The sequence below is a fragment of the Paenibacillus sp. FSL R5-0475 genome, assembly GCF_038004585.1.
Lineage (GTDB): Bacteria > Bacillota > Bacilli > Paenibacillales > Paenibacillaceae > Paenibacillus_AQ.
The window spans coordinates 1506336-1524160 of record NZ_JBBORK010000001.1; the positions used below are offsets into that span (position 1 = coordinate 1506336).

Sequence of the window (17825 nt, forward strand, 5' to 3'; positions counted from 1 at the left end):
GATGAAACAGCTTCGCATTGGAATGATCGGTTATAAATTTATGGGTAAGGCGCACAGTAATGCTTATCGCAGTTTGCCAATGTTTTTCCCGAAAGCGCTTAAACCTGAGATGTCTGTGATTTGTGGACGGAATGCTGAAGCGCTTGCAGAGGCTGGCACTCAATTAGGATGGTCGGATTGTGTTACGGATTGGAAAGATCTAATCGCTCGTGAGGATATCGATCTTATTGATATAAATGCCCCTAGTAATGCACATAAGGAGATTGCTCTAGCAGCAGCCAAAGCTGGTAAACATATTTTTTGTGAAAAACCACTCGCACTGACCTTGGCGGATTCCCGTGAAATGCTGCAAGCCGCTGAAGATGCAGGGGTTACACATATGGTTGGTTTTAATTATCGCTTTTCACCGGCGGTTAGACTTGCTAAGAAGCTAGTAGAGAGCGGGCGGCTTGGGAAGATCTATCATTTTCGGGCTTGGTTTCTACAAGACTGGATTATTGATCCGGAGTTCCCGTTAGTGTGGAGATTGCAGAAGGAGATTGCGGGTTCAGGCTCACATGGTGACTTGGGTGCGCATCTCATTGATCTGGCACATTTCTTAGTAGGTGATGTGAAGGAAGTAATCGGTATGAGTGAGACCTTCATTAAAGAACGTCCACTTGCTGCTGAAATGACCGGATTAAGTGCCAAAGGGGATAAGGATGCTCCTAAGGGCAAGGTAACTGTAGATGATGCCACATTGTTTTTAGCCCGTTTTGATAACGGTGCCTTAGGTAGTTTTGAAGCTACAAGATTCGCAGCAGGTCATCGCTCTACCAATTCTTTTGAGATCAACGGAAGCCTTGGAAGTGTGAAATTTGATTTCGAGCGAATGAATGAACTCGAGGTTTATTTAACCTCAGATACAGAGGATGTTCAGGGCTTTCGGCGTGTGCTAGCAACGGACCCAGCTCATGAATATGCGGAGGCTTGGTGGCCGCCGGGTCATACAATTGGTTTTGAACATACGTTTATTCACGAAATGTTGGAGCTTTCTAACGCGATTGAAGAAGGACGTCAGCCTGTACCTAATTTCCATGATGGAGTGAAATGCCAAGCTGTGTTAGAAGCGGTAGAACGCTCTATTGAACAGCGCCGGTGGGTCGATATCTCTGAGATGTAATCAACAAAAATGCGTGTTTGAACAATCTCTATTAGAAGGAGTGCGAAAGATGAGAAAAGCATTGATAGTATGGGGCGGTTGGGATGGTCATGAGCCTGAACAGGTAGCTGATATATTCGCTAAGGTACTGCAAGAGGAACAATTTGAAGTTGAGGTATCGAATACACTTGAGGCTTTTGCCGATGCGGAGAAGCTTCTTGAACTAGATTTGATCGTTCCGGTATGGACGATGGGTACAATCGAACAGAATCTTGTGAATAATGTCTCGGCAGCTGTTCAGAATGGAACGGGACTTGCGGGTTGCCATGGCGGGATGTGTGATTCTTTCCGAAATAATGTGGATTGGCAGTTTATGACCGGGGGGCAATGGGTAGCTCATCCCGGCAATGATGGTGTGAACTACACCGTAGAGATTTGCCAAAGCTCAAGTCCTCTCGTAGAAGGATTAGAAGACTTCACCGTTTGTTCAGAGCAATATTATCTGCATGTAGATCCAGCTGTAGAAGTACTTGCAACGACTCGTTTTCCAGTTGTTGAAGGCCCACATTCTTTCAACAAAGCCGTGGATATGCCAGTAGCCTGGACCAAGCGGTGGGGTCATGGCAGAGTGTATTATAATTCACTCGGACATCATGCCGATATTGTAGCTATGCCACAGGTAAAGGAAATGATGCGCAGAGGACTGCTATGGGCTGCCGAAGGTAAAGTTCGCGCACAATCCCAAATTTCAGCGGTTAGTATTAGCTATAGCGGAATGGCAGACAGTCAATAATCTCTGGGAGCGATCAACGAATGGATAAAGTCAAAGTAGGAATTATCGGATGCGGTAAAATCAGTAGCATATATATGGAGAACTGTCAGAAGTTCGAGATTCTTGATCTAGTTGCATGTGCGGACTTGGACTTGGAGAGAGCGAAGGAACAAGCCGATAAATACAATATTCCAAGCGTTTACACCACAGAGCAATTACTGAATGATCCGGAGATAGAGATCGTTATCAACCTGACGATTCCAGCTGTTCATGCGGATGTATGCTTGAAAGCTATCGAAGCGGGTAAACATGTGTACGTTGAGAAGCCACTAGCAGTGACAAGAGAAGAAGGACGCCAAGTTCTGTCTGCGGCACGAGAAAAAGGCGTGCTTGTGGGTAGCGCACCGGAAACATTCCTTGGAACCGGCATTCAGACGGCGCTCAAATTGATCGATGAGGGTGTAATTGGTCAGCCCGTTGCAGCCACCTCGTTTATGATGGGTCGTGGACATGAGCATTGGCATCCAGATCCAGAATTCTATTATGCCGCTGGTGGAGGTCCAATGTTCGATATGGGACCATACTATTTGACAGCATTGGTGCAGTTATTGGGTCCAATTCGTACGGTTAGCGGGATGACTGGTAAAGCGCTAGTCGAACGCACGATTACAAGTGAGAAGAAATCGGGTAATAAAATTCCTGTTCAAATTCCAACTCACGTTGCCGGAACATTAAGATTTGAGAATGGAGCCATTGCAACGCTGATTACAAGCTTTGATATCTTTGGCGGCAGTAACCTGCCACATATAGAAATCTACGGAACACTTGGAACGATTCAAGTGCCGGATCCTAATAACTTTGGCGGTCCGGTGAAATTCCGGCTCATGGGTGAGAATGAATGGACAGAGCAAACGCTGTTATCTGGATATGATCAAAATACGCGCGGAATTGGTCCAGCGGATATGGCTTATGCCATTCGGACGGGAAGAAAGCACCGTGCCAGTGGAGAATTGGCTTATCATGTACTAGAAGTGATGTGGGCATTCCATGATTCTTCAGATGCTCATTCATTCTACGAAATGAAGAGTACCTGCACCCGTCCTGAAGCTCTTCCGATTGGACTCGCTCCTTACACATTAGATTAGAGAATTCATTCTGAATCTGCAACCTATCACTTCCAATCTCAGTTTGAGAAGATAAAGAGTGAGGGAGTGACAAGGATGCGTAAGAGGCTTGGTGGCTGGATATGGATTTCAGTTGTTATTCTTTTCATAATTGGTTGTTCAGAAGATCAACAATCGAATAAGGAGCCGGCTCCAGCTGCTGCAATTACTGCAACTCCAGATATCTTGCCTACTGCGAGCGCTGGAATAGAAGATCCTAAAGCTGAAAAAGTACTTTACTCCAGTGATCCTGAAGCGATTAAAGCTTTCCTATCCGCTCAGAAGATTCCTAACGGAGATATCTATCTACAGGATAATAAGGTTCATATCAATATAGTGGGTTTGAACTCGCAGATTGAGCAGCGGTTTGCTCAGACTTTCGCGGCAGGTACTTATGAGCTCCATGATGTTAAATATTCGATGCAAGAGTTATTAGCTTCACAAGAACTTTTGCATAAGCAAGAACTCTACCAGAAGCTTAATCTATACGGTTCCGGTGTGGACACGATTGGTAATAAAGTAACGATCACAATTCCATCTGATTATGCTGACACGGCCATACTTGAGATAGAAAAATGGATCGCTCCGGATATGTTGACCTACGACATTTCAGAGCTAGGCGAACCACATGTAATAGGTCAAATCGTAGATATCGATACCAAACAGGCGAAGCGGATTCTCATCCTTGAACCTGGCATGGAAGATCCCTCTTACTGGTTCTCATTCAATCAGAAGTCAACATTGTTTAATGAAGCTGGAGAATCGATTAGCTTTAAGGATTTGAAGGTTGGCCAGCAGGTTGAGCTATGGAGTACCGGTATGGTGGATGAATCTTTTCCCGCGCTTGCAAGTGTGCGGAGGTTACAGCTTAATGCTACGGAATAATCCAATAGCCAGCACCGTTTAGGAGAGGCAAACGGTGCTATTTTTCGTGAATAGAGAGAATCGCCTATTTTCGAACCCCTGAAGGGGTGATCCCTTTGTACTGCTTGTACAGCTTGGTAAAATAATTGGGATTGTCGCAGCCGACTCTACCTGCAATCTCAGTCACTGTAAAATTGGTCTCGAGCAGCAATCGCTCTGCTTCATTTACTCGGCAAAGATTAACATAATCGATGAAGGTTCGACCTGTTAGCTTCTTAAAGGTTTTGCAGAAATGATATGGATTTAGATTTACGGATCTTGCGGCGCTTTCTACGGTCATTTTGTCATCGAAATGATTCTCCATGTACTCTAGAAGTGGCTTAAAACGTTCGCGATTAAAGGAGTGCCGCTCATTCGTTCTACCGGATACTTGTTCAGGTAGAAAGGTGCGAGAGAGCAGCACAAAGAGTAAATGCAGTTGATTCTTGATGACCAGTTGAAAAGCAGGTCCCTTCTGCAGTACTTCATCAACGATGGTATCCAGAAGAGAAAAATATGTGGAGCAGGTCGGAACAAGCTCTGCAGGTTTGACCGGCAGCTGATAACGATTCTCTAAATAAGGGATTACAAACTGCTCATGCTGAGGATCCTGCTTCCAATCCTTAAACAAAGAACTATGGAATACGACAGAGATAAAACGAACATGATCATCCCGCAGACTGTACCCAACATGCAATCCTCCAGAGGGAACAAACAATACCTCTCCGGCATGCAGTTCATAGGGCTTGCTGTCTATGTGAAAAATGGCGCTGCCTTCTTGCATAATGATGATTTCGAAATGCTCGTGCCAGTGTAAATACAGGATATTCTGACCGATCTTTGCGTTCTTGCATTCATTAAAAAATAATCGGAATGGATACGTTTTTTCTTCTAATTGAGGATATTCTTTAAGATCATTAGGGTAACTCATAAATCACTCAACTCCCACAAGATACGACTATATAAACACAAGATAATAAGAGTTTTAAGCTCAGAAGCAGTATATACTCGGGTTATAGCACATACTATAAACCAATATTGGAGTGGTCACAAGATGAAGGATACAATGCGAATTGGAACATTAGTAGGCGGCGGCGACGCTGTAAGAGTGATTCCACAAATAGTAGGACATGGATTTGAATCTTTTAGCTTAACCTTCTGGCAAACTACAGGGAAAACAGATCTCGTGGAAACTGGAAAGCGTGTGCAAGAGCTTGCAGCAGAACATGACTTCGTGATCTCATCTGTTGGGATCTTCGGCAATCCATTGACGAATACTGGTGATAATTCCGATGCAATCGCGAGCTGGGAGCGACTGATTGATCATGCTCATTTGTTCGGAACGGATATGGTATCAGGTTTTACAGGAAGGTTACCAGGGGTATCCATTGATGAATCTATTCCGAAGTTCACCGAGGTGTTTGGAGAGTTGTCCAAAAGAGCAGCGGATCGCGGTTTGCGAATTGCCTTCGAGAACTGTTCCATGGGTGGAGACTGGGGATCAGGTGACTGGAATATTGCTCACAATCCATTAGCTTGGGAGAAGATGTTCAATGCTGTGCCTGCTGATAATATAGGACTCGAATGGGAGCCATGTCATCAGATGGTCCAATTAATTGATCCGATTCCGCAGCTTCGTAAATGGACAGATAAGATCTTCCATGTACATGGTAAGGATGCCACCATCGCTTGGGATATCGTAAAAGAATATGGAATTCATGGCCCCAATCCTTATGTATGGCACCGTACTCCCGGCTTTGGAGATACGAACTGGACTGATGTTATTTCTATTTTGCGTCAGGCAGGTTATAAAGGTACGATTGATATTGAAGGCTGGCATGATCCTGTTTATCGGGATGAGCTGGAAATGATGGGACAAGTACATGCTTTAAATTATTTAAAACAATGCCGGGGCGGTAGCTTTGTACCTAATCCGCTGTAACCGTAGAGGGGGAGAATGATGACAGCACAGTACCGTGTAGCGGTTGCAGGTTGCGGAGGAATGGCTAACGCCTGGATTGAATACGCTTTATCACGTTCAGATACTCAGATTGTTGCACTTATAGATATACGATTGGAGTCAGCACAAGCGATGGCGGCAAAGCATGAGATTTCTTGTCTGACGTTTACTGACATTAAAGAAGCAATTCAGGCGACTGAAGCTAATCTTGTGTTTGACGTTACAGTTCCAGGAAGCCATTACAGCATTTCTAGCACTGCATTAGAACTCGGATGTAATGTGTTTAGTGAGAAGCCACTGGCCGAGACTATGGAAGAGTGCACTAAGATTGTTGAGATCTCTGAAAGAACCGGAAATGCCCATGCTGTGATGCAGAACCGACGTTATGACCCTCGTATTCGTTCTTTGCGCAACTTAATCGAGTCTGACACCATTGGTAGAGTAGGATACATCAGTTCTAGCTTTTTCCTCGGCGCTCATTTCGGAGGGTTCCGTGATGTCATGGAAAGTCCTCTGCTGCTGGATATGGCGATTCATACCTTTGATCAGGCCCGATTTATTAGTGGAGCCAATCCGATTTCCGTTTACTGTCAGGAGTTTAATCCTCCCGGATCATGGTATAAGGGGAATGCGTCGGCAGTGTGTATCTTTGAGATGTCGGACGGATCTGTATTTACTTATCAGGGGTCTTGGTGTGCAGAAGGTGCCTCTACCTCTTGGGAAGCAGCTTGGCGTCTGAATGGGGAAAAAGGAACTGCGATTTGGGATGGTCATGAGATGCCATATGCAGAGGTAGTCGTATCAGGAGATCAGAGTGATAAATTTATTCGTGATGTAGAGCGTGTAAATGGAGAAGCTGTTAATATGGACAAAACCTTCCATCAAGGATGTTTGGAGGAAATGTTCCTTTCACTAGCAGAAGAGCGTCCAGCAGAGACAAATTGTAGAGATAATCGGTATAGTATGGCAATGGTATTTGGAGCGCTGGAAAGTGCTAAAACAGGTCAGAAAATTGATCTAGTAGAGTTCATGAGTACCTCAGAGTGATGAAAACCTTTTGTTAATTTTATCCAAACTTTAATGTTCATGTTATGATAGATAAGAACATTATTCGGGGAGGATATTATGTACAAAGCCATTATATTTGATCTAGATAATACATTAATAAATTATAGTGCTTGTGAAATCGAAGCGATGAAAAGAACCTGTAACGATCATAATCTCTTCGTAGAAGATATTGAGGCGTGGTCTTTATTTTATGGAGAGTTTTCAGGTCATAATTTTCGCCATTGGATGAACTTTGTGGGTGGTGGTGAGGTGAAGACTATAGGAGAGGTATTGAGGTATTCTTTTAGAGACACCCTTAAACAGGATCAGCTTTTTCATAGCAAACTGTCAGATACTTATTGGGATTATTTTTGCAATTCCTGTTATTTTGAAGAAGGAGCGGAACAGATCTTAACTTCATTTAAAGATAAGTATGCTCTGGGGATTATCACCAATGGGATCAGTGAGGCACAAAGAAAAAGACTGCAAGCCGGTAAGATCTATGAAATATTCAAATCCATAATGATCTCTGATGAGGTAGGCATCCGAAAACCTGATAAAAGGATTTTTGAAATGTCTTTAATAGATCTACAGCTAAGCAATCATGAAGTGCTGTTCGTTGGGGATTCTTTACAAGATGATTACCATGGTGCTGTGAATTCTGACATTGACTTCTGCTATTACAATCGCCAGAATATAGAGGTTCCTAAAGACCTCAAGCCTAACTATATGATTAGTTCTCTTCTGGAGCTTAAAGATGTAGTGGGGTTGTAGCAATGCCAGCAAGGAGAACAAGCAATGGAAATTAGAGCTTATCAAGAATCGGATATTAGTCAGCTTATCTCATTGTTCTATGAGACAGTTCATTTCGTAAACAAACAACATTATTCACAAGAACAGCTTGATGCTTGGGCACCTAAAGAGGAAAAGACCCTCAAACTTGATGCTTGGAGCACTTCTTTACGTCAAAATATTACTTATGTAGCCGAAATTAACGGGTACATAGTTGGCTTTTCGGATATGACGTTGGAAGGACATTTGGATTGTCTTTATGTCCACAAAGATTTCCAAGGCCAAGGCGTAGCCTCTGCTCTCGTGAACAAGCTTGAAATGAAGGCGAGAGAGCTTGGTCTTCATGAAATGGATACCGAAGCAAGTATTACAGCTAGACCCTTTTTTGAACGACAGGGATACCAGCTTATGATGAAACAAAGTGTAGAACGAAAAGGAGTACTGTTAGTTAATTATCGGATGAGTAAAAAGCTAATTTAATCAAAAAAGCAGATTGCTATGGTGAGCAGTCTGCTTTTTTATCTATTGAAGGAGGATCAATCAACAAGCTTTATTTGGATGAAGAATAACGATTTATAAAATTAGCGATTCCATTTGGAACGAATTTGTTAACTTCATTATTAAACAGGTCTGTATAGTTTGCAGTGATAACTTTACTTGGTACTAACGTCAAGTTTGAAAAATATTGCTTATACGCCTTATCATAGGCGGATTTATTCACTTCTTTTTGATTTACATAATAGCTTGGCAAATCATCCGTTTTTTCTTGATCTGGAATGTCGACCAAGAATATCTCTTTGTCATTAAATTTGGTTCCTTGGAAACTAATCTCGAAAACCTGCAAATTAGAATTGTACGAACCACTGCCATCTACAAAAGCGATATAACGTAATGTTCCATCTTTTTTGTTCTTATAGAGATGCAGGCCACGATTTTCATCGCGCGGTAGAAATCCACCCATACCTACATTAAATATACCCTCTGAAATATCCTTCAGTTTTCCTTGATAATTGAATGGAATGACTTTTCCATTTTGGACGGTTAGAGCAATGTTGATGGGCTGAATGAATCGTAAAGAATACCCCTGTATAAGTTCAGGAGTACCATCAAAGTTCAAATCTACTAAAGTGAAATAATTGAAGTCACCGTCATAAGACCTGTCTCTAGTAGCATCCATTAACGTTTTCTTGATATACTCAGAGTAAAGTGTCTTCCATGATTTTACAGTTGGTGCTTTTGCTGACGCAGTAATTGGAATACTCCCCAATAATAAAAGTAATGTTACTATGATCCATGCAGTTCGCTTCATGACTCATTAGCTCCTTATCATATTACTATGTACTGGAAATTAATATTACTATTGTTAGATTATATGTTCCAGTAATAATATGGTATATGAAGGGTGTTTAGTCATAAATCAATTTCATTAAAGCCTCCGAGTCAAAACGATCTCCTTGCACTAACCATTGACCATCCACATCAAACATAGTCAGTATTCCCTCCAAAGGGACACGTTTACTTTCTTTGTCATTCTTATCCAACAAAACAAGATCACAAGTATATTTTAACTCAACAATATTTTTCTTTTGTTCGGAAAGGGTGAACTTTAGATTATCTGGTTTTAAAGAAAGCTCTTGTTTATTAGCGATTTGAAAAGGGATAGTTGTGATTCGGCTTCCTATAGCTTTTTCGGTATAGTATTCAGTAAAGTACGGTTTCATTTCTTCATTTCGGGCTAGAATGGATTCCTCAGAAAATAAATCATCAGAAACCTTAATGGTATATTCAACATTTTTGTACTTCTCAGCGGCTTTAGTGGCATCATCCACTTCTGAACTACAGCCCATAATTAACGTTAGGGATAATAAAATCATACTCAATATCAACGGTGATTTACGCATTCGAACACCTCCATGTAATTGATTCTGTATTATTATACTTATATTACCATACATTAGTTTCACAGCTTCAAGAAGGAAATGATTCAATTCCCTAAATATGGTATGGTGTAAGTATTACTATCAATAACCTAAAGGGATGGGATACACTTGAGTTTTTTTCCTATTACATACTCACTGTTGGCAACAGACGCATTATTATTACATATTAAAGAGCATTATGAGATTCCAGAACCAGTACAGTTGCAGTATTTTCTTAGAGGCATGAACGATACATACATCTTAGAAACGGCATTGGAAAAATACATCTTTCGTGTTTATCGTGCGGATAGACGGAGTAGATCGGAGATTGATTTTGAATTAGAATTGTTGAACGATTTGTACGAAAAAGGTGTAAACGTCTCCATTCCTATTCCTCGAAAAGATGGGATCATATTTAATGAATTTTTGGTGCCTGAGGGTGTGAAGTATGGCGTTATGTTTAGTTTTGCTGTAGGAAATGAAAAGCCTATTCATGCGGTAGAAGACAGCTATTTATTTGGTCAGTCAGTTGCACAAATCCACACAGCTACGGACAACTTTAAGAGTGAACATGTAAGAGGTAAGCTTGATTTTGAACATTTAATTGAGGAACCGCTTCATACGATCAAACTGCATATGAGCCATCGACAAGAGGATTATCAATTCCTGTATGACCTTGCCATACAATTAAAAGCGCAGATTGAAGTATATCTGGAAGCGGGGCTCGACTGGGGCATCTGCCATGGCGATTTGCATGGGAATACGAATGTGACTTTCACGGACGAAGGGAAATTAACTCATTATGATTTCGATATTTGTGGTTACGGATGGAGAGCCTATGATATCGCTGAGTTTAGATTGGCAAGAGAGATTCATAGCGGCCATGATAAAGATGAAGTAGAACGGTTATGGGCATCATTTTTAAATGGATATAAAAGTTTAAGAGATCTCAGTGACAATGATATTAGTGCTGTACCTATGTTCGTTGCGCTTAGACAGCTTTGGTTATTTGCTTTATGTTTCAGTGAAGGTGAGCTTATTGGTGCAGCTGACTTTGACAATGGATTTATCGACAGTAAAATGGATTATTTCAGAAATTTAGAGGTGATCAAATGAATGATGAATTGGGCAGTAAAGAAGCCATAAAAAGATGGGATAAATACGCAAAACTAATCTCAACTTCGTACAGCAAAAACGGGGATATCCATCGAGAAATTTTTTTGAATCCAGCTTTATTCAGTCTTATGGGTTCTGTTGAAAATAAGAAGGTGCTAGATGCAGGCTGTGGTGAAGGATATTTAAGCAGAATGTTAGCTAAGGCAGGTGCCTCAGTCACTGGCGTTGATTACTCGCAGAACATGATAACGATAGCCAAGAGTAAATCACCAGAGGAATTAAAGATAAACTTCCATCATGGCAATTGTGAAGATCTCAGCTTTCTTCAGAATGAGAGTTATGATCTCATCGTTTCTAACATGGTGATTCATGACTTATCTGATTATGAGATGGCGATTCATGAAATGTATCGGTTGTTAGTTGATGGAGGGACGTTTATATTCTCAATTCCACATCCTTGCTTTGTAACCCCTGGTAGCGGATGGGTGAAGTCGGATACTGGTGAGAAGCTTTATTGGAAAGTAGATAATTATTTTTACGAGGGCACTTATAATCAGATCTTCCCTATAGATCAAGAGGAAAAGTTTCTGATTTTTCATAGGACGTTATCCAGTTATGTAAATACGATTGTACGGGCTGGCTTTCAAATTGAAGAAATGATCGAGCCGAAGCCATCTGCTGAAATGCTTGAGAAGTATCCGTCTTTTGAGGAGGATTTTCGCTGCAGCGATTTTTTGGTTTTTAAACTGCGTAAGTAGGGGGGAGAAAGATGAACCATAATATTTTCAAAGAAGTTATAGACTCTGAAGAAGAGTTAAGGTCAATGTATGGGTATCCCAGTGAATTGGTTAACAACAAGAGTATAACCTTCATCGATCATCATTGCCGAGATTATATATCCAAATCACCGTTACTCTTTATAGCAACAAGTGATTCATCAGGCAATTGTGATGTATCTCCGCGTGGGGATGCTGCAGGTTTTGTATATGTGTTAGACGACAAACATTTAGTGATTCCTGAGCGACCTGGTAATCGACGGTTTGATTCTTTGCGCAACATCCTTTTAAATTCAAAAGTGGGTTTGATATTTATTATTCCCGGTCTTGAAGAAACCTTAAGAATAAATGGACATGCAAGGATTATCAAAGATCAAGAAATAATGGTTCATATGGAGGCTCAAGGTAAACTACCGAAATTGGGCATTGCCGTTGAAGTGGAAGAGTGTTATATGCATTGTGCTAAAGCTTTTAAAAGATCACATCTATGGGATGATACGTATTGGCCATTGAAAGCAGAGCTGCCTAAACCTTCGGTTATCATAGCAGAACATGCAAAAGAGCTTGGGATTTCTCAAGAGGATGTATCAAAGGGATTAAAGGATAGCTATGAGAATCGGTTATATTAGAAATGAAAGGATTAACTAAGATGAGCAAAGCTTTAAAACTCACTCAAGGGAATAAAGTAGGACTTATCGCTTGTTCTGATGGTGTGAGAGTGGAGAACCTGCCTAAAGTAGAAGAATTAATTAGAATTCTGAACTCGGTTGGTCTAGAGGTAGTGATGGCTAACACCTTGTTTAGAAGAGATGGTTATTTCAGTGGCACTCCTAAGGAAAGAGCAACGGAGTTGAATCGTCTATTTAATAATGATGAAATTTTTGCGATTTTTGATATTTCAGGTGGGGATTCCGCGAACCAGATCTTGGAATATATCGACTACGATAATATTCGATTGCATCCGAAGCCTTTTTTCGGAATGAGTGACTTGTCCGTTATTTTGAACGCTTTACATACACAAAGTAATTCGAAATCCTATCACTATCAGTTGATGAATCTCGTATCTTCTGATGGGGCGGAGCAGCAAGCTGCTTTTTATCGAACATTTTTCGAAGGACATAACGATCTTTACGATTTCGACTTTCATTGGGTCCGTGGGAACCAGATGAGTGGGATTGTAATTGGCGGCAATATTCGATGTTTTATGAAGCTGGCAGGAACAAGTTATTTTCCAGACCCTTCGAACAAGATTTTATTCTTAGAGAGTTTAAGTGGCAGAGCTAACAAAATCGTCTCCTTGTTTGCTCAGCTTCAGCAAGTTAGAACTTTTGATAAATGTGCTGGAGTGATTCTTGGGTCGTTTACTGAGCTTGAGAGCTATAATGAATTTTCAATCGTAGAAGCGTACTTGAAGGAAATCAGCGGGTTTCCTATCGTGAAGACGAACGAGATCGGGCATGGTAGTGACAGTAAGTGTATTGTTGTGGGTGAGAATATAACTTTATAAGAGCTAAAGGTGGATGATTGGTTTTCAAGGTGATTTATGTTGATAAGAGAGGAGTCAGAGAGAATTATGATGTCTACACACGACTACCCATCTAAAGAAGTATTGAAAAATGCTATACATACTGCCTATCTATCTCTCGATCTTGAATTTGAGGGCATTGAGAATGCTCAAAAAGACACTCGTATGGAAGGCGTCGATCGTACTCCAGCAGAAATCCTTGCCTATCAATTGGGCTGGTTGAACCTTGTGATGAAATGGGATAGGGATGAAAAAGCAGGATTAACTGTCATTATGCCTTCACCGGACTATAAATGGAATCAACTTGGCGGATTATATCAATCGTTTTATCATACATATGCTGCCTACTCATTAGACGAGTTAAGATCTTTATTTCAAGAGACAGAACATCAGTGGCAGAGCTGGATTGATTCTTTAAGTGATGAAGAACTTTTTACGCAAGGCGTGCGGAAATGGACAGGAAACAATCCGAGATGGCCTATGATCAAATGGATTCATATCAATTCCGTTGCACCGTTCAAGACTTTTCGTTCGAAGATTCGTAAATGGAAAAAGCTTAATTGTATTAGCTCAAATTAATAACCGCAGACCAAGCCATTGTCTAAGAGAAGAAATCTCTGAAGCAGAGGCTTTTTTCATATACATAGAAGGAATTTAGATTGGCATGATGTGGAGGAGATGGGATTAGTGGAAGAGAATGTATACTAGTCCCGAAAAAAGATGAAAAGGGTGGATCTTTTGAGAAAAAGCATCACAATAATCAGTTCACTTATATTATGTATTGCATTAAGCACTATCATTTATATCGTGGTAAACAATAATACTAAACCCACAGATAGTCCAGAGAACATTGAATTAAAGGAGCTAATAAATTCGGATGTAACACAAATCAAATTTTCGGAAAAACCAACGGTATTAGTATTTTTCACCTCTTGGTGTCCGTATTGTAATGAAGATGCTCCAAAGATTGTTTCTTTGTATAAAAAATATAAGGATAAAGTGAACATCTACGGCATTAATCCAATTTATCGTGATGATGTTTCAGAAGTTGAACAGTATGTTAAGAAATACAAAATTGATTATCCCGTACTTCTAGATGAAACAGGAGCTTTCTATAAACATTATGGGGAACCAGGTTTTCCTACATTGTACTTTATAGATTCTGAAGGGGAAGTGCTTGATCAAATTATAGGCTCATCTGATCTTGAGGTTATTGAGAGTTCGTTAAATATTCTTATAGAGTATTTTTGATAATCTAAAAGGAGCTACTGGTATGATCAAAAAAAGGAAAAAGACATTCATCATCGCCGCATTCCTATCCATCTTTATAATGTTACTAATAGCTAGCTATATGCTAAATCCTCAACCCGTTCATGCGATGATGGTAGACTTTTCTAGTATGGAGGAACAGGATGAACAAGTTTATCTAGAACCTGACATCTCTGAGAATATTGAGTATTTGATTATAAACGATCTCGAACAATCGAAAGAAAGAATTTCAGAGATCTTTGACGGATTACATTCTACTCCAACCATGCTATTTGTTCAATCTCCTCAAGCCCTGAAGAAGTATGCTCAAAAGAATCGAACGGGACAGACTTATTATACATATTGGGGGCATTACATCGTTATTGGTCCTGATGGATTTAATGAAGATGTAATAGCTCATGAACTGCTGCATAGTGAATTAAGAACGAGATTAAAGAATAAGGACAAGGTACCTGTATGGTTTGATGAAGGGTTAGCAACCTTAGTTGATCATAGATATATAAGAAATGAAAATTTAAGCTTAGATCATATTAATGACTTAAGTAGTAGAGATGCTTTTTATGAACCCTCACAAGTAAAAGAAAATTATGAGATCGCCCATTCAGAAGTTACTAGATGGTTTGGGATCGTAGGAAAATCTGGCTTAGCAGAACTTATTGAAGGATTAAATAAAGGTGGAGCATTTAATGAACTGTATAAAGCAATAGAATCTCGTAGATAGAGGAGGTTGTAATGAAGAAGTTCATTATTGTAATTCTAGCCATAATTGCTTTATTGCCATTACATGCGGTCTCCGCGGATTGGGCAGGTTCGTTTGTTGTTTACTCAGGTGATATTTATGAAATATCCGACGACGAACTCATCCCATCGAATGAAATTGACAAGAAGATAGGGCAAGTAACACGATATTCAGACCACGAAGGAACGTATAGCGGGAACTTTTCAAATATTTACCCTAAGGGCACGCCATATTATTCAATAAAGAATATCGATCCAAAAGAAATCATTGCCATTAAGACCCACGAAGCTGAATTTGTCAAAGCCATTAATAAAGGTCAATATGCCAATGGTCAATTGGAAAGTAAAACGATCTGGATTTCTATACTAGGGTCTTTAATTATTGTGTTATTAATAATATGGATAATGAAACGAAAGAAATCTGTGCAATAGAGTTATCCGTTATGCCTTTGGGTGACAGGGTCTTTTGCTTTTTATTACCCGGTTAAAGATTTATTTATGGTGGGGGACTTGAACCAAATGGGAAATGCTGCACTACCGATTAGGTTATCCATGAAGCTTGCAATGATGACAAAATGATGATGAGAAGGTGGATGTAATAGAAAACATATCGAGTTTAATCGAAAAGTTATCATGGAATCTATCCGAAGAAGAAAAGAAAGATGTAATTAATAAGCTACAATACATAAAGGATGAAGATTTGCATTTATTAGTACAACCTATATCAAAAGACTATTGGGATGGAGCGGCTGAAACAGTCATACGTTTAGGATATCCACGTGTGAAAAGCATATTGTCGGGTTTACTTGAATGGATACAAGATATAAATTGGCCCGGTGCGTGGGAAATAGCTAATTTTTTACTTGAAATAGGGGATCCGATAATTCCATATGTTAAAGACGTACTAAATCAACACAGTGATGATGAAGAATGGGTGTACAGGATTTTTAATGATTTAATTGATCATTGGAATACGGTACAAGTCCTACAGATACAAGCAGAATTAATTAAGATTTCACAGGAAAAAGCCAATGACCTTTCGGCATTAAGAATCTTATTAACTCACGGTATATACACAAAAGATGTGGTCTATGAAATAATCCAGCACAAAAAAGATGTCCTTGTATTTGAACTCAAGGAACTTCATGATACTCATCCTGAAATTGATTGTGAAGCTCTTCATAAAGAATTCTTCAATCAGCAGCCTAATGTAATTAAACAGTTTCATGAGCACAATAAAGACCGTTTTTATATATGTAATGCGATATCTAACCGCCAAGAAGGTTTAAGAGAAATAGAAATTTTTACAGCTGAGTTTCTCACTTCATGAAGTTATCAAGCTTTACTGAAATAAATTTAAAGGAGATTTACGAGTGAACAACATCAAAGTGCTTCATTATGATGCGTTTTCTCCCTATCCGAACAAAGGGAATCCTGCGGGAGTAGTGTTAGAAGCTGATCATTTAAGCGAAAGTGACATGCAATCGATAGCTCATAAGGTCGGTTTTAATGAAACAGTTTTTGTAGTCTCATCAGAAATAGCTGATTTAAGGCTTAAGTATTTTACGCCAGGCCATGAGATCAATCTTTGTGGACATGCAACAATGGCATCTTTATTTGCTTTAAAAACAAAGGGTATTCTTGGAGAGGCTAGCTCGGTAAAGATCGAAACAAATGTGGGTGTGCTACCCATTCAATTTAGTATGGACAACAATAATTACTTACTAATAAAAATGAAGCAAGATCAACCGAAGTTTATTGAATTTAACGGCGATAGAGCGAAGCTTGCGCACGCCATAGGTCTAACCCTTGATGAGATAGAAGAGGATCTGCCTATTGTTTATGGCTGTACTGGCGCATGGACTCTATTAGTCCCAATTAAGAGTATCGATAGTTTTAATAAAATGAAACCGATAAACTCGTTGTTTCCGGAGATTTTAACGCAGCTTCCAAAAGCATCTGTACACCCATTTTCACTCCAAACTTTTGATCCACACTCATTAATGCACGCTAGACATTTCTCATCGCCTTTTTCGGGAACCGTTGAGGATCCAGTAACAGGTACAGCATCGGGAGTCATGGGGGCTTATTATTTAAAATATATTGATCCGCATTTGGACTCAATCCAATTTGATGTAGAACAAGGACAAGAAATCGGTAGAGATGGGAAAGTAAATGTAGAAGTGTATCGATTAGATTCTGATAGAATGGATGTGTTTATTTCTGGAACTGCGGTATTTGTGGGGGAGGTAGATTTATGGAGATGATAAAATATACTCATCTTGGAGTGTATGGAGTCTTAGTGAAGAACGATAAAGTATTACTAATTAAGAAAGCAAGAGGTCCTCATACGGGGAAGTGGGACTTTCCAGGGGGTTCTATTGAGTTTGGAGAGGAGCCGTATGAGGCCCTTAAGAGGGAGTTTTGGGAAGAGACCGGAATTACAAGTTTAAAAGGATTGCTTCATGATTCCATTTCCTATACGTTAATTTATCCATACAGTGATACCCAGTTAGAAGAATTACACCATATAGGGATCATATATAATGTTTCATTGTTAGATGTGAACTTTGAGCTTAAGACCGATGGGGACGGACAAGACTCTGATGGGGCACAGTGGATAGAAATCAAACAACTAAACAACCTTGCTTTAACCCCTTTTGTGAAGAAAATAATGCTGGGTCATTATTAGAACTTTAATGAT

At 40.0% G+C, this 17825-nt stretch carries 22 protein-coding genes; 19 read left to right on the forward strand and 3 right to left on the reverse strand.

What is annotated here, in order from left to right; all coding sequences use genetic code 11:
• Nucleotide 1 precedes the first annotated feature (1 nt).
• From MKX41_RS06645 to MKX41_RS06660, 4 genes are all read left to right on the forward strand, one after another.
• Entirely contained in the window at nucleotides 2-1162 is a 1161-nt protein-coding gene (locus MKX41_RS06645; protein WP_076298912.1) for a Gfo/Idh/MocA family protein, read from the forward strand.
• Between the two features lie 49 nt (nucleotides 1163-1211).
• Nucleotides 1212-1934 carry a ThuA domain-containing protein gene (locus MKX41_RS06650; RefSeq protein ID WP_340969210.1) on the forward strand — a complete coding sequence of 241 codons (723 nt, stop codon included), beginning with the start codon at nucleotides 1212-1214 and terminating at the stop codon, nucleotides 1932-1934.
• Between the two features lie 20 nt (nucleotides 1935-1954).
• Nucleotides 1955-3058 carry a Gfo/Idh/MocA family protein gene (locus MKX41_RS06655; RefSeq protein WP_340969211.1) on the forward strand — a complete coding sequence of 368 codons (1104 nt, stop codon included), beginning with the start codon at nucleotides 1955-1957 and terminating at the stop codon, nucleotides 3056-3058.
• Nucleotides 3059-3133: 75 nt separating this feature from the next.
• Complete coding sequence (locus MKX41_RS06660; RefSeq protein ID WP_340969212.1) at nucleotides 3134-3961, forward strand: hypothetical protein; 828 nt, start codon at nucleotides 3134-3136, stop codon at nucleotides 3959-3961.
• Nucleotides 3962-4025: 64 nt separating this feature from the next.
• Here the strand turns inward: MKX41_RS06660 and MKX41_RS06665 are convergent, their stop codons facing one another.
• Nucleotides 4026-4910 (reverse strand): helix-turn-helix domain-containing protein, encoded by an 885-nt coding sequence (locus MKX41_RS06665; protein ID WP_042187825.1) that lies wholly within the window; start codon nucleotides 4908-4910, stop codon nucleotides 4026-4028.
• Between the two features lie 123 nt (nucleotides 4911-5033).
• Between MKX41_RS06665 and MKX41_RS06670 the strand changes: the two genes are divergently transcribed.
• The 4 genes from MKX41_RS06670 to MKX41_RS06685 all read left to right on the forward strand — a co-directional run bounded on the left by MKX41_RS06670 (nucleotide 5034) and on the right by MKX41_RS06685 (nucleotide 8258).
• Nucleotides 5034-5921 (forward strand): sugar phosphate isomerase/epimerase family protein, encoded by an 888-nt coding sequence (locus tag MKX41_RS06670; protein ID WP_076286382.1) that lies wholly within the window; start codon nucleotides 5034-5036, stop codon nucleotides 5919-5921.
• Between the two features lie 18 nt (nucleotides 5922-5939).
• Nucleotides 5940-6986, forward strand: coding sequence for a Gfo/Idh/MocA family protein (locus tag MKX41_RS06675; protein ID WP_076286381.1), 1047 nt, complete (start codon nucleotides 5940-5942; stop codon nucleotides 6984-6986).
• 78 nt (nucleotides 6987-7064) lie between these two features.
• The gene (locus tag MKX41_RS06680; protein ID WP_076286380.1) at nucleotides 7065-7760 is read left to right on the forward strand and encodes an HAD family hydrolase; all 696 of its coding nucleotides are present in this window, start codon (nucleotides 7065-7067) and stop codon (nucleotides 7758-7760) included.
• Between the two features lie 24 nt (nucleotides 7761-7784).
• Nucleotides 7785-8258, forward strand: a complete 474-nt coding sequence (locus tag MKX41_RS06685) for a GNAT family N-acetyltransferase (RefSeq protein WP_076286379.1) — start codon at nucleotides 7785-7787, stop codon at nucleotides 8256-8258.
• Nucleotides 8259-8328: 70 nt separating this feature from the next.
• Here MKX41_RS06685 and MKX41_RS06690 read toward each other — a convergent pair whose 3' ends face one another.
• Complete coding sequence (locus tag MKX41_RS06690; RefSeq protein WP_076286378.1) at nucleotides 8329-9087, reverse strand: hypothetical protein; 759 nt, start codon at nucleotides 9085-9087, stop codon at nucleotides 8329-8331.
• Between the two features lie 97 nt (nucleotides 9088-9184).
• On the reverse strand, nucleotides 9185-9679 hold the full coding sequence (locus MKX41_RS06695; protein ID WP_339270991.1) for a hypothetical protein: 495 nt from the start codon (nucleotides 9677-9679) through the stop codon (nucleotides 9185-9187).
• 147 nt (nucleotides 9680-9826) lie between these two features.
• Here MKX41_RS06695 and MKX41_RS06700 point away from each other — a divergent pair, with 147 nt between their 5' ends.
• The 11 genes from MKX41_RS06700 (at nucleotide 9827) to MKX41_RS06750 (ending at nucleotide 17813) form a co-directional block, all read left to right on the forward strand.
• Entirely contained in the window at nucleotides 9827-10813 is a 987-nt protein-coding gene (locus tag MKX41_RS06700) for a phosphotransferase enzyme family protein (protein WP_340969214.1), read from the forward strand.
• Nucleotides 10810-11571, forward strand: coding sequence for a class I SAM-dependent methyltransferase (locus MKX41_RS06705; protein WP_340969216.1), 762 nt, complete (start codon nucleotides 10810-10812; stop codon nucleotides 11569-11571). Before MKX41_RS06700 ends, MKX41_RS06705 begins: the two co-directional genes overlap by 4 nt.
• An 11-nt stretch (nucleotides 11572-11582) precedes the next feature.
• On the forward strand, nucleotides 11583-12218 hold the full coding sequence (locus MKX41_RS06710; RefSeq protein ID WP_076298917.1) for a pyridoxamine 5'-phosphate oxidase family protein: 636 nt from the start codon (nucleotides 11583-11585) through the stop codon (nucleotides 12216-12218).
• A 20-nt stretch (nucleotides 12219-12238) separates the two neighbouring features.
• Nucleotides 12239-13096 carry a S66 family peptidase gene (locus tag MKX41_RS06715; protein WP_340969219.1) on the forward strand — a complete coding sequence of 286 codons (858 nt, stop codon included), beginning with the start codon at nucleotides 12239-12241 and terminating at the stop codon, nucleotides 13094-13096.
• Nucleotides 13097-13165: 69 nt separating this feature from the next.
• A complete protein-coding gene (locus MKX41_RS06720; RefSeq protein ID WP_076286440.1) occupies nucleotides 13166-13693 on the forward strand; it encodes a ClbS/DfsB family four-helix bundle protein in 528 nt (175 codons plus the stop codon).
• A 159-nt stretch (nucleotides 13694-13852) separates the two neighbouring features.
• Nucleotides 13853-14365 carry a TlpA family protein disulfide reductase gene (locus tag MKX41_RS06725; RefSeq protein ID WP_340969221.1) on the forward strand — a complete coding sequence of 171 codons (513 nt, stop codon included), beginning with the start codon at nucleotides 13853-13855 and terminating at the stop codon, nucleotides 14363-14365.
• A gap of 22 nt (nucleotides 14366-14387) precedes the next feature.
• Nucleotides 14388-15104 (forward strand): hypothetical protein, encoded by a 717-nt coding sequence (locus MKX41_RS06730; RefSeq protein WP_076286373.1) that lies wholly within the window; start codon nucleotides 14388-14390, stop codon nucleotides 15102-15104.
• Between the two features lie 11 nt (nucleotides 15105-15115).
• Complete coding sequence (locus MKX41_RS06735) at nucleotides 15116-15553, forward strand: LPXTG cell wall anchor domain-containing protein (protein WP_340969223.1); 438 nt, start codon at nucleotides 15116-15118, stop codon at nucleotides 15551-15553.
• A 157-nt stretch (nucleotides 15554-15710) separates the two neighbouring features.
• The gene (locus MKX41_RS06740; protein WP_340969224.1) at nucleotides 15711-16451 is read left to right on the forward strand and encodes a DUF5071 domain-containing protein; all 741 of its coding nucleotides are present in this window, start codon (nucleotides 15711-15713) and stop codon (nucleotides 16449-16451) included.
• Between the two features lie 43 nt (nucleotides 16452-16494).
• Complete coding sequence (locus MKX41_RS06745) at nucleotides 16495-17388, forward strand: PhzF family phenazine biosynthesis isomerase (RefSeq protein WP_340969225.1); 894 nt, start codon at nucleotides 16495-16497, stop codon at nucleotides 17386-17388.
• The gene (locus tag MKX41_RS06750; protein ID WP_340969226.1) at nucleotides 17379-17813 is read left to right on the forward strand and encodes an NUDIX hydrolase; all 435 of its coding nucleotides are present in this window, start codon (nucleotides 17379-17381) and stop codon (nucleotides 17811-17813) included. Before MKX41_RS06745 ends, MKX41_RS06750 begins: the two co-directional genes overlap by 10 nt.
• The last annotated feature ends 12 nt before the right edge of the window (nucleotides 17814-17825 follow it).

Bases quoted from the DNA above. Each gene is read 5' to 3' on its own strand.
- MKX41_RS06645 (WP_076298912.1), top strand. From the start codon at position 2: ATGAAACAGCTTCGCATTGGAATGATCGGTTATAAATTTATGGGTAAG.
- MKX41_RS06650 (WP_340969210.1), top strand. From the start codon at position 1,212: ATGAGAAAAGCATTGATAGTATGGGGCGGTTGGGATGGTCATGAGCCT.
- MKX41_RS06655 (WP_340969211.1), top strand. From the start codon at position 1,955: ATGGATAAAGTCAAAGTAGGAATTATCGGATGCGGTAAAATCAGTAGC.
- MKX41_RS06660 (WP_340969212.1), top strand. From the start codon at position 3,134: ATGCGTAAGAGGCTTGGTGGCTGGATATGGATTTCAGTTGTTATTCTT.
- MKX41_RS06665 (WP_042187825.1), bottom strand. From the start codon at position 4,910: ATGAGTTACCCTAATGATCTTAAAGAATATCCTCAATTAGAAGAAAAA.
- MKX41_RS06670 (WP_076286382.1), top strand. From the start codon at position 5,034: ATGAAGGATACAATGCGAATTGGAACATTAGTAGGCGGCGGCGACGCT.
- MKX41_RS06675 (WP_076286381.1), top strand. From the start codon at position 5,940: ATGACAGCACAGTACCGTGTAGCGGTTGCAGGTTGCGGAGGAATGGCT.
- MKX41_RS06680 (WP_076286380.1), top strand. From the start codon at position 7,065: ATGTACAAAGCCATTATATTTGATCTAGATAATACATTAATAAATTAT.
- MKX41_RS06685 (WP_076286379.1), top strand. From the start codon at position 7,785: ATGGAAATTAGAGCTTATCAAGAATCGGATATTAGTCAGCTTATCTCA.
- MKX41_RS06690 (WP_076286378.1), bottom strand. From the start codon at position 9,087: ATGAAGCGAACTGCATGGATCATAGTAACATTACTTTTATTATTGGGG.
- MKX41_RS06695 (WP_339270991.1), bottom strand. From the start codon at position 9,679: ATGCGTAAATCACCGTTGATATTGAGTATGATTTTATTATCCCTAACG.
- MKX41_RS06705 (WP_340969216.1), top strand. From the start codon at position 10,810: ATGAATGATGAATTGGGCAGTAAAGAAGCCATAAAAAGATGGGATAAA.
- MKX41_RS06710 (WP_076298917.1), top strand. From the start codon at position 11,583: ATGAACCATAATATTTTCAAAGAAGTTATAGACTCTGAAGAAGAGTTA.
- MKX41_RS06715 (WP_340969219.1), top strand. From the start codon at position 12,239: ATGAGCAAAGCTTTAAAACTCACTCAAGGGAATAAAGTAGGACTTATC.
- MKX41_RS06720 (WP_076286440.1), top strand. From the start codon at position 13,166: ATGTCTACACACGACTACCCATCTAAAGAAGTATTGAAAAATGCTATA.
- MKX41_RS06730 (WP_076286373.1), top strand. From the start codon at position 14,388: ATGATCAAAAAAAGGAAAAAGACATTCATCATCGCCGCATTCCTATCC.
- MKX41_RS06735 (WP_340969223.1), top strand. From the start codon at position 15,116: ATGAAGAAGTTCATTATTGTAATTCTAGCCATAATTGCTTTATTGCCA.
- MKX41_RS06750 (WP_340969226.1), top strand. From the start codon at position 17,379: ATGGAGATGATAAAATATACTCATCTTGGAGTGTATGGAGTCTTAGTG.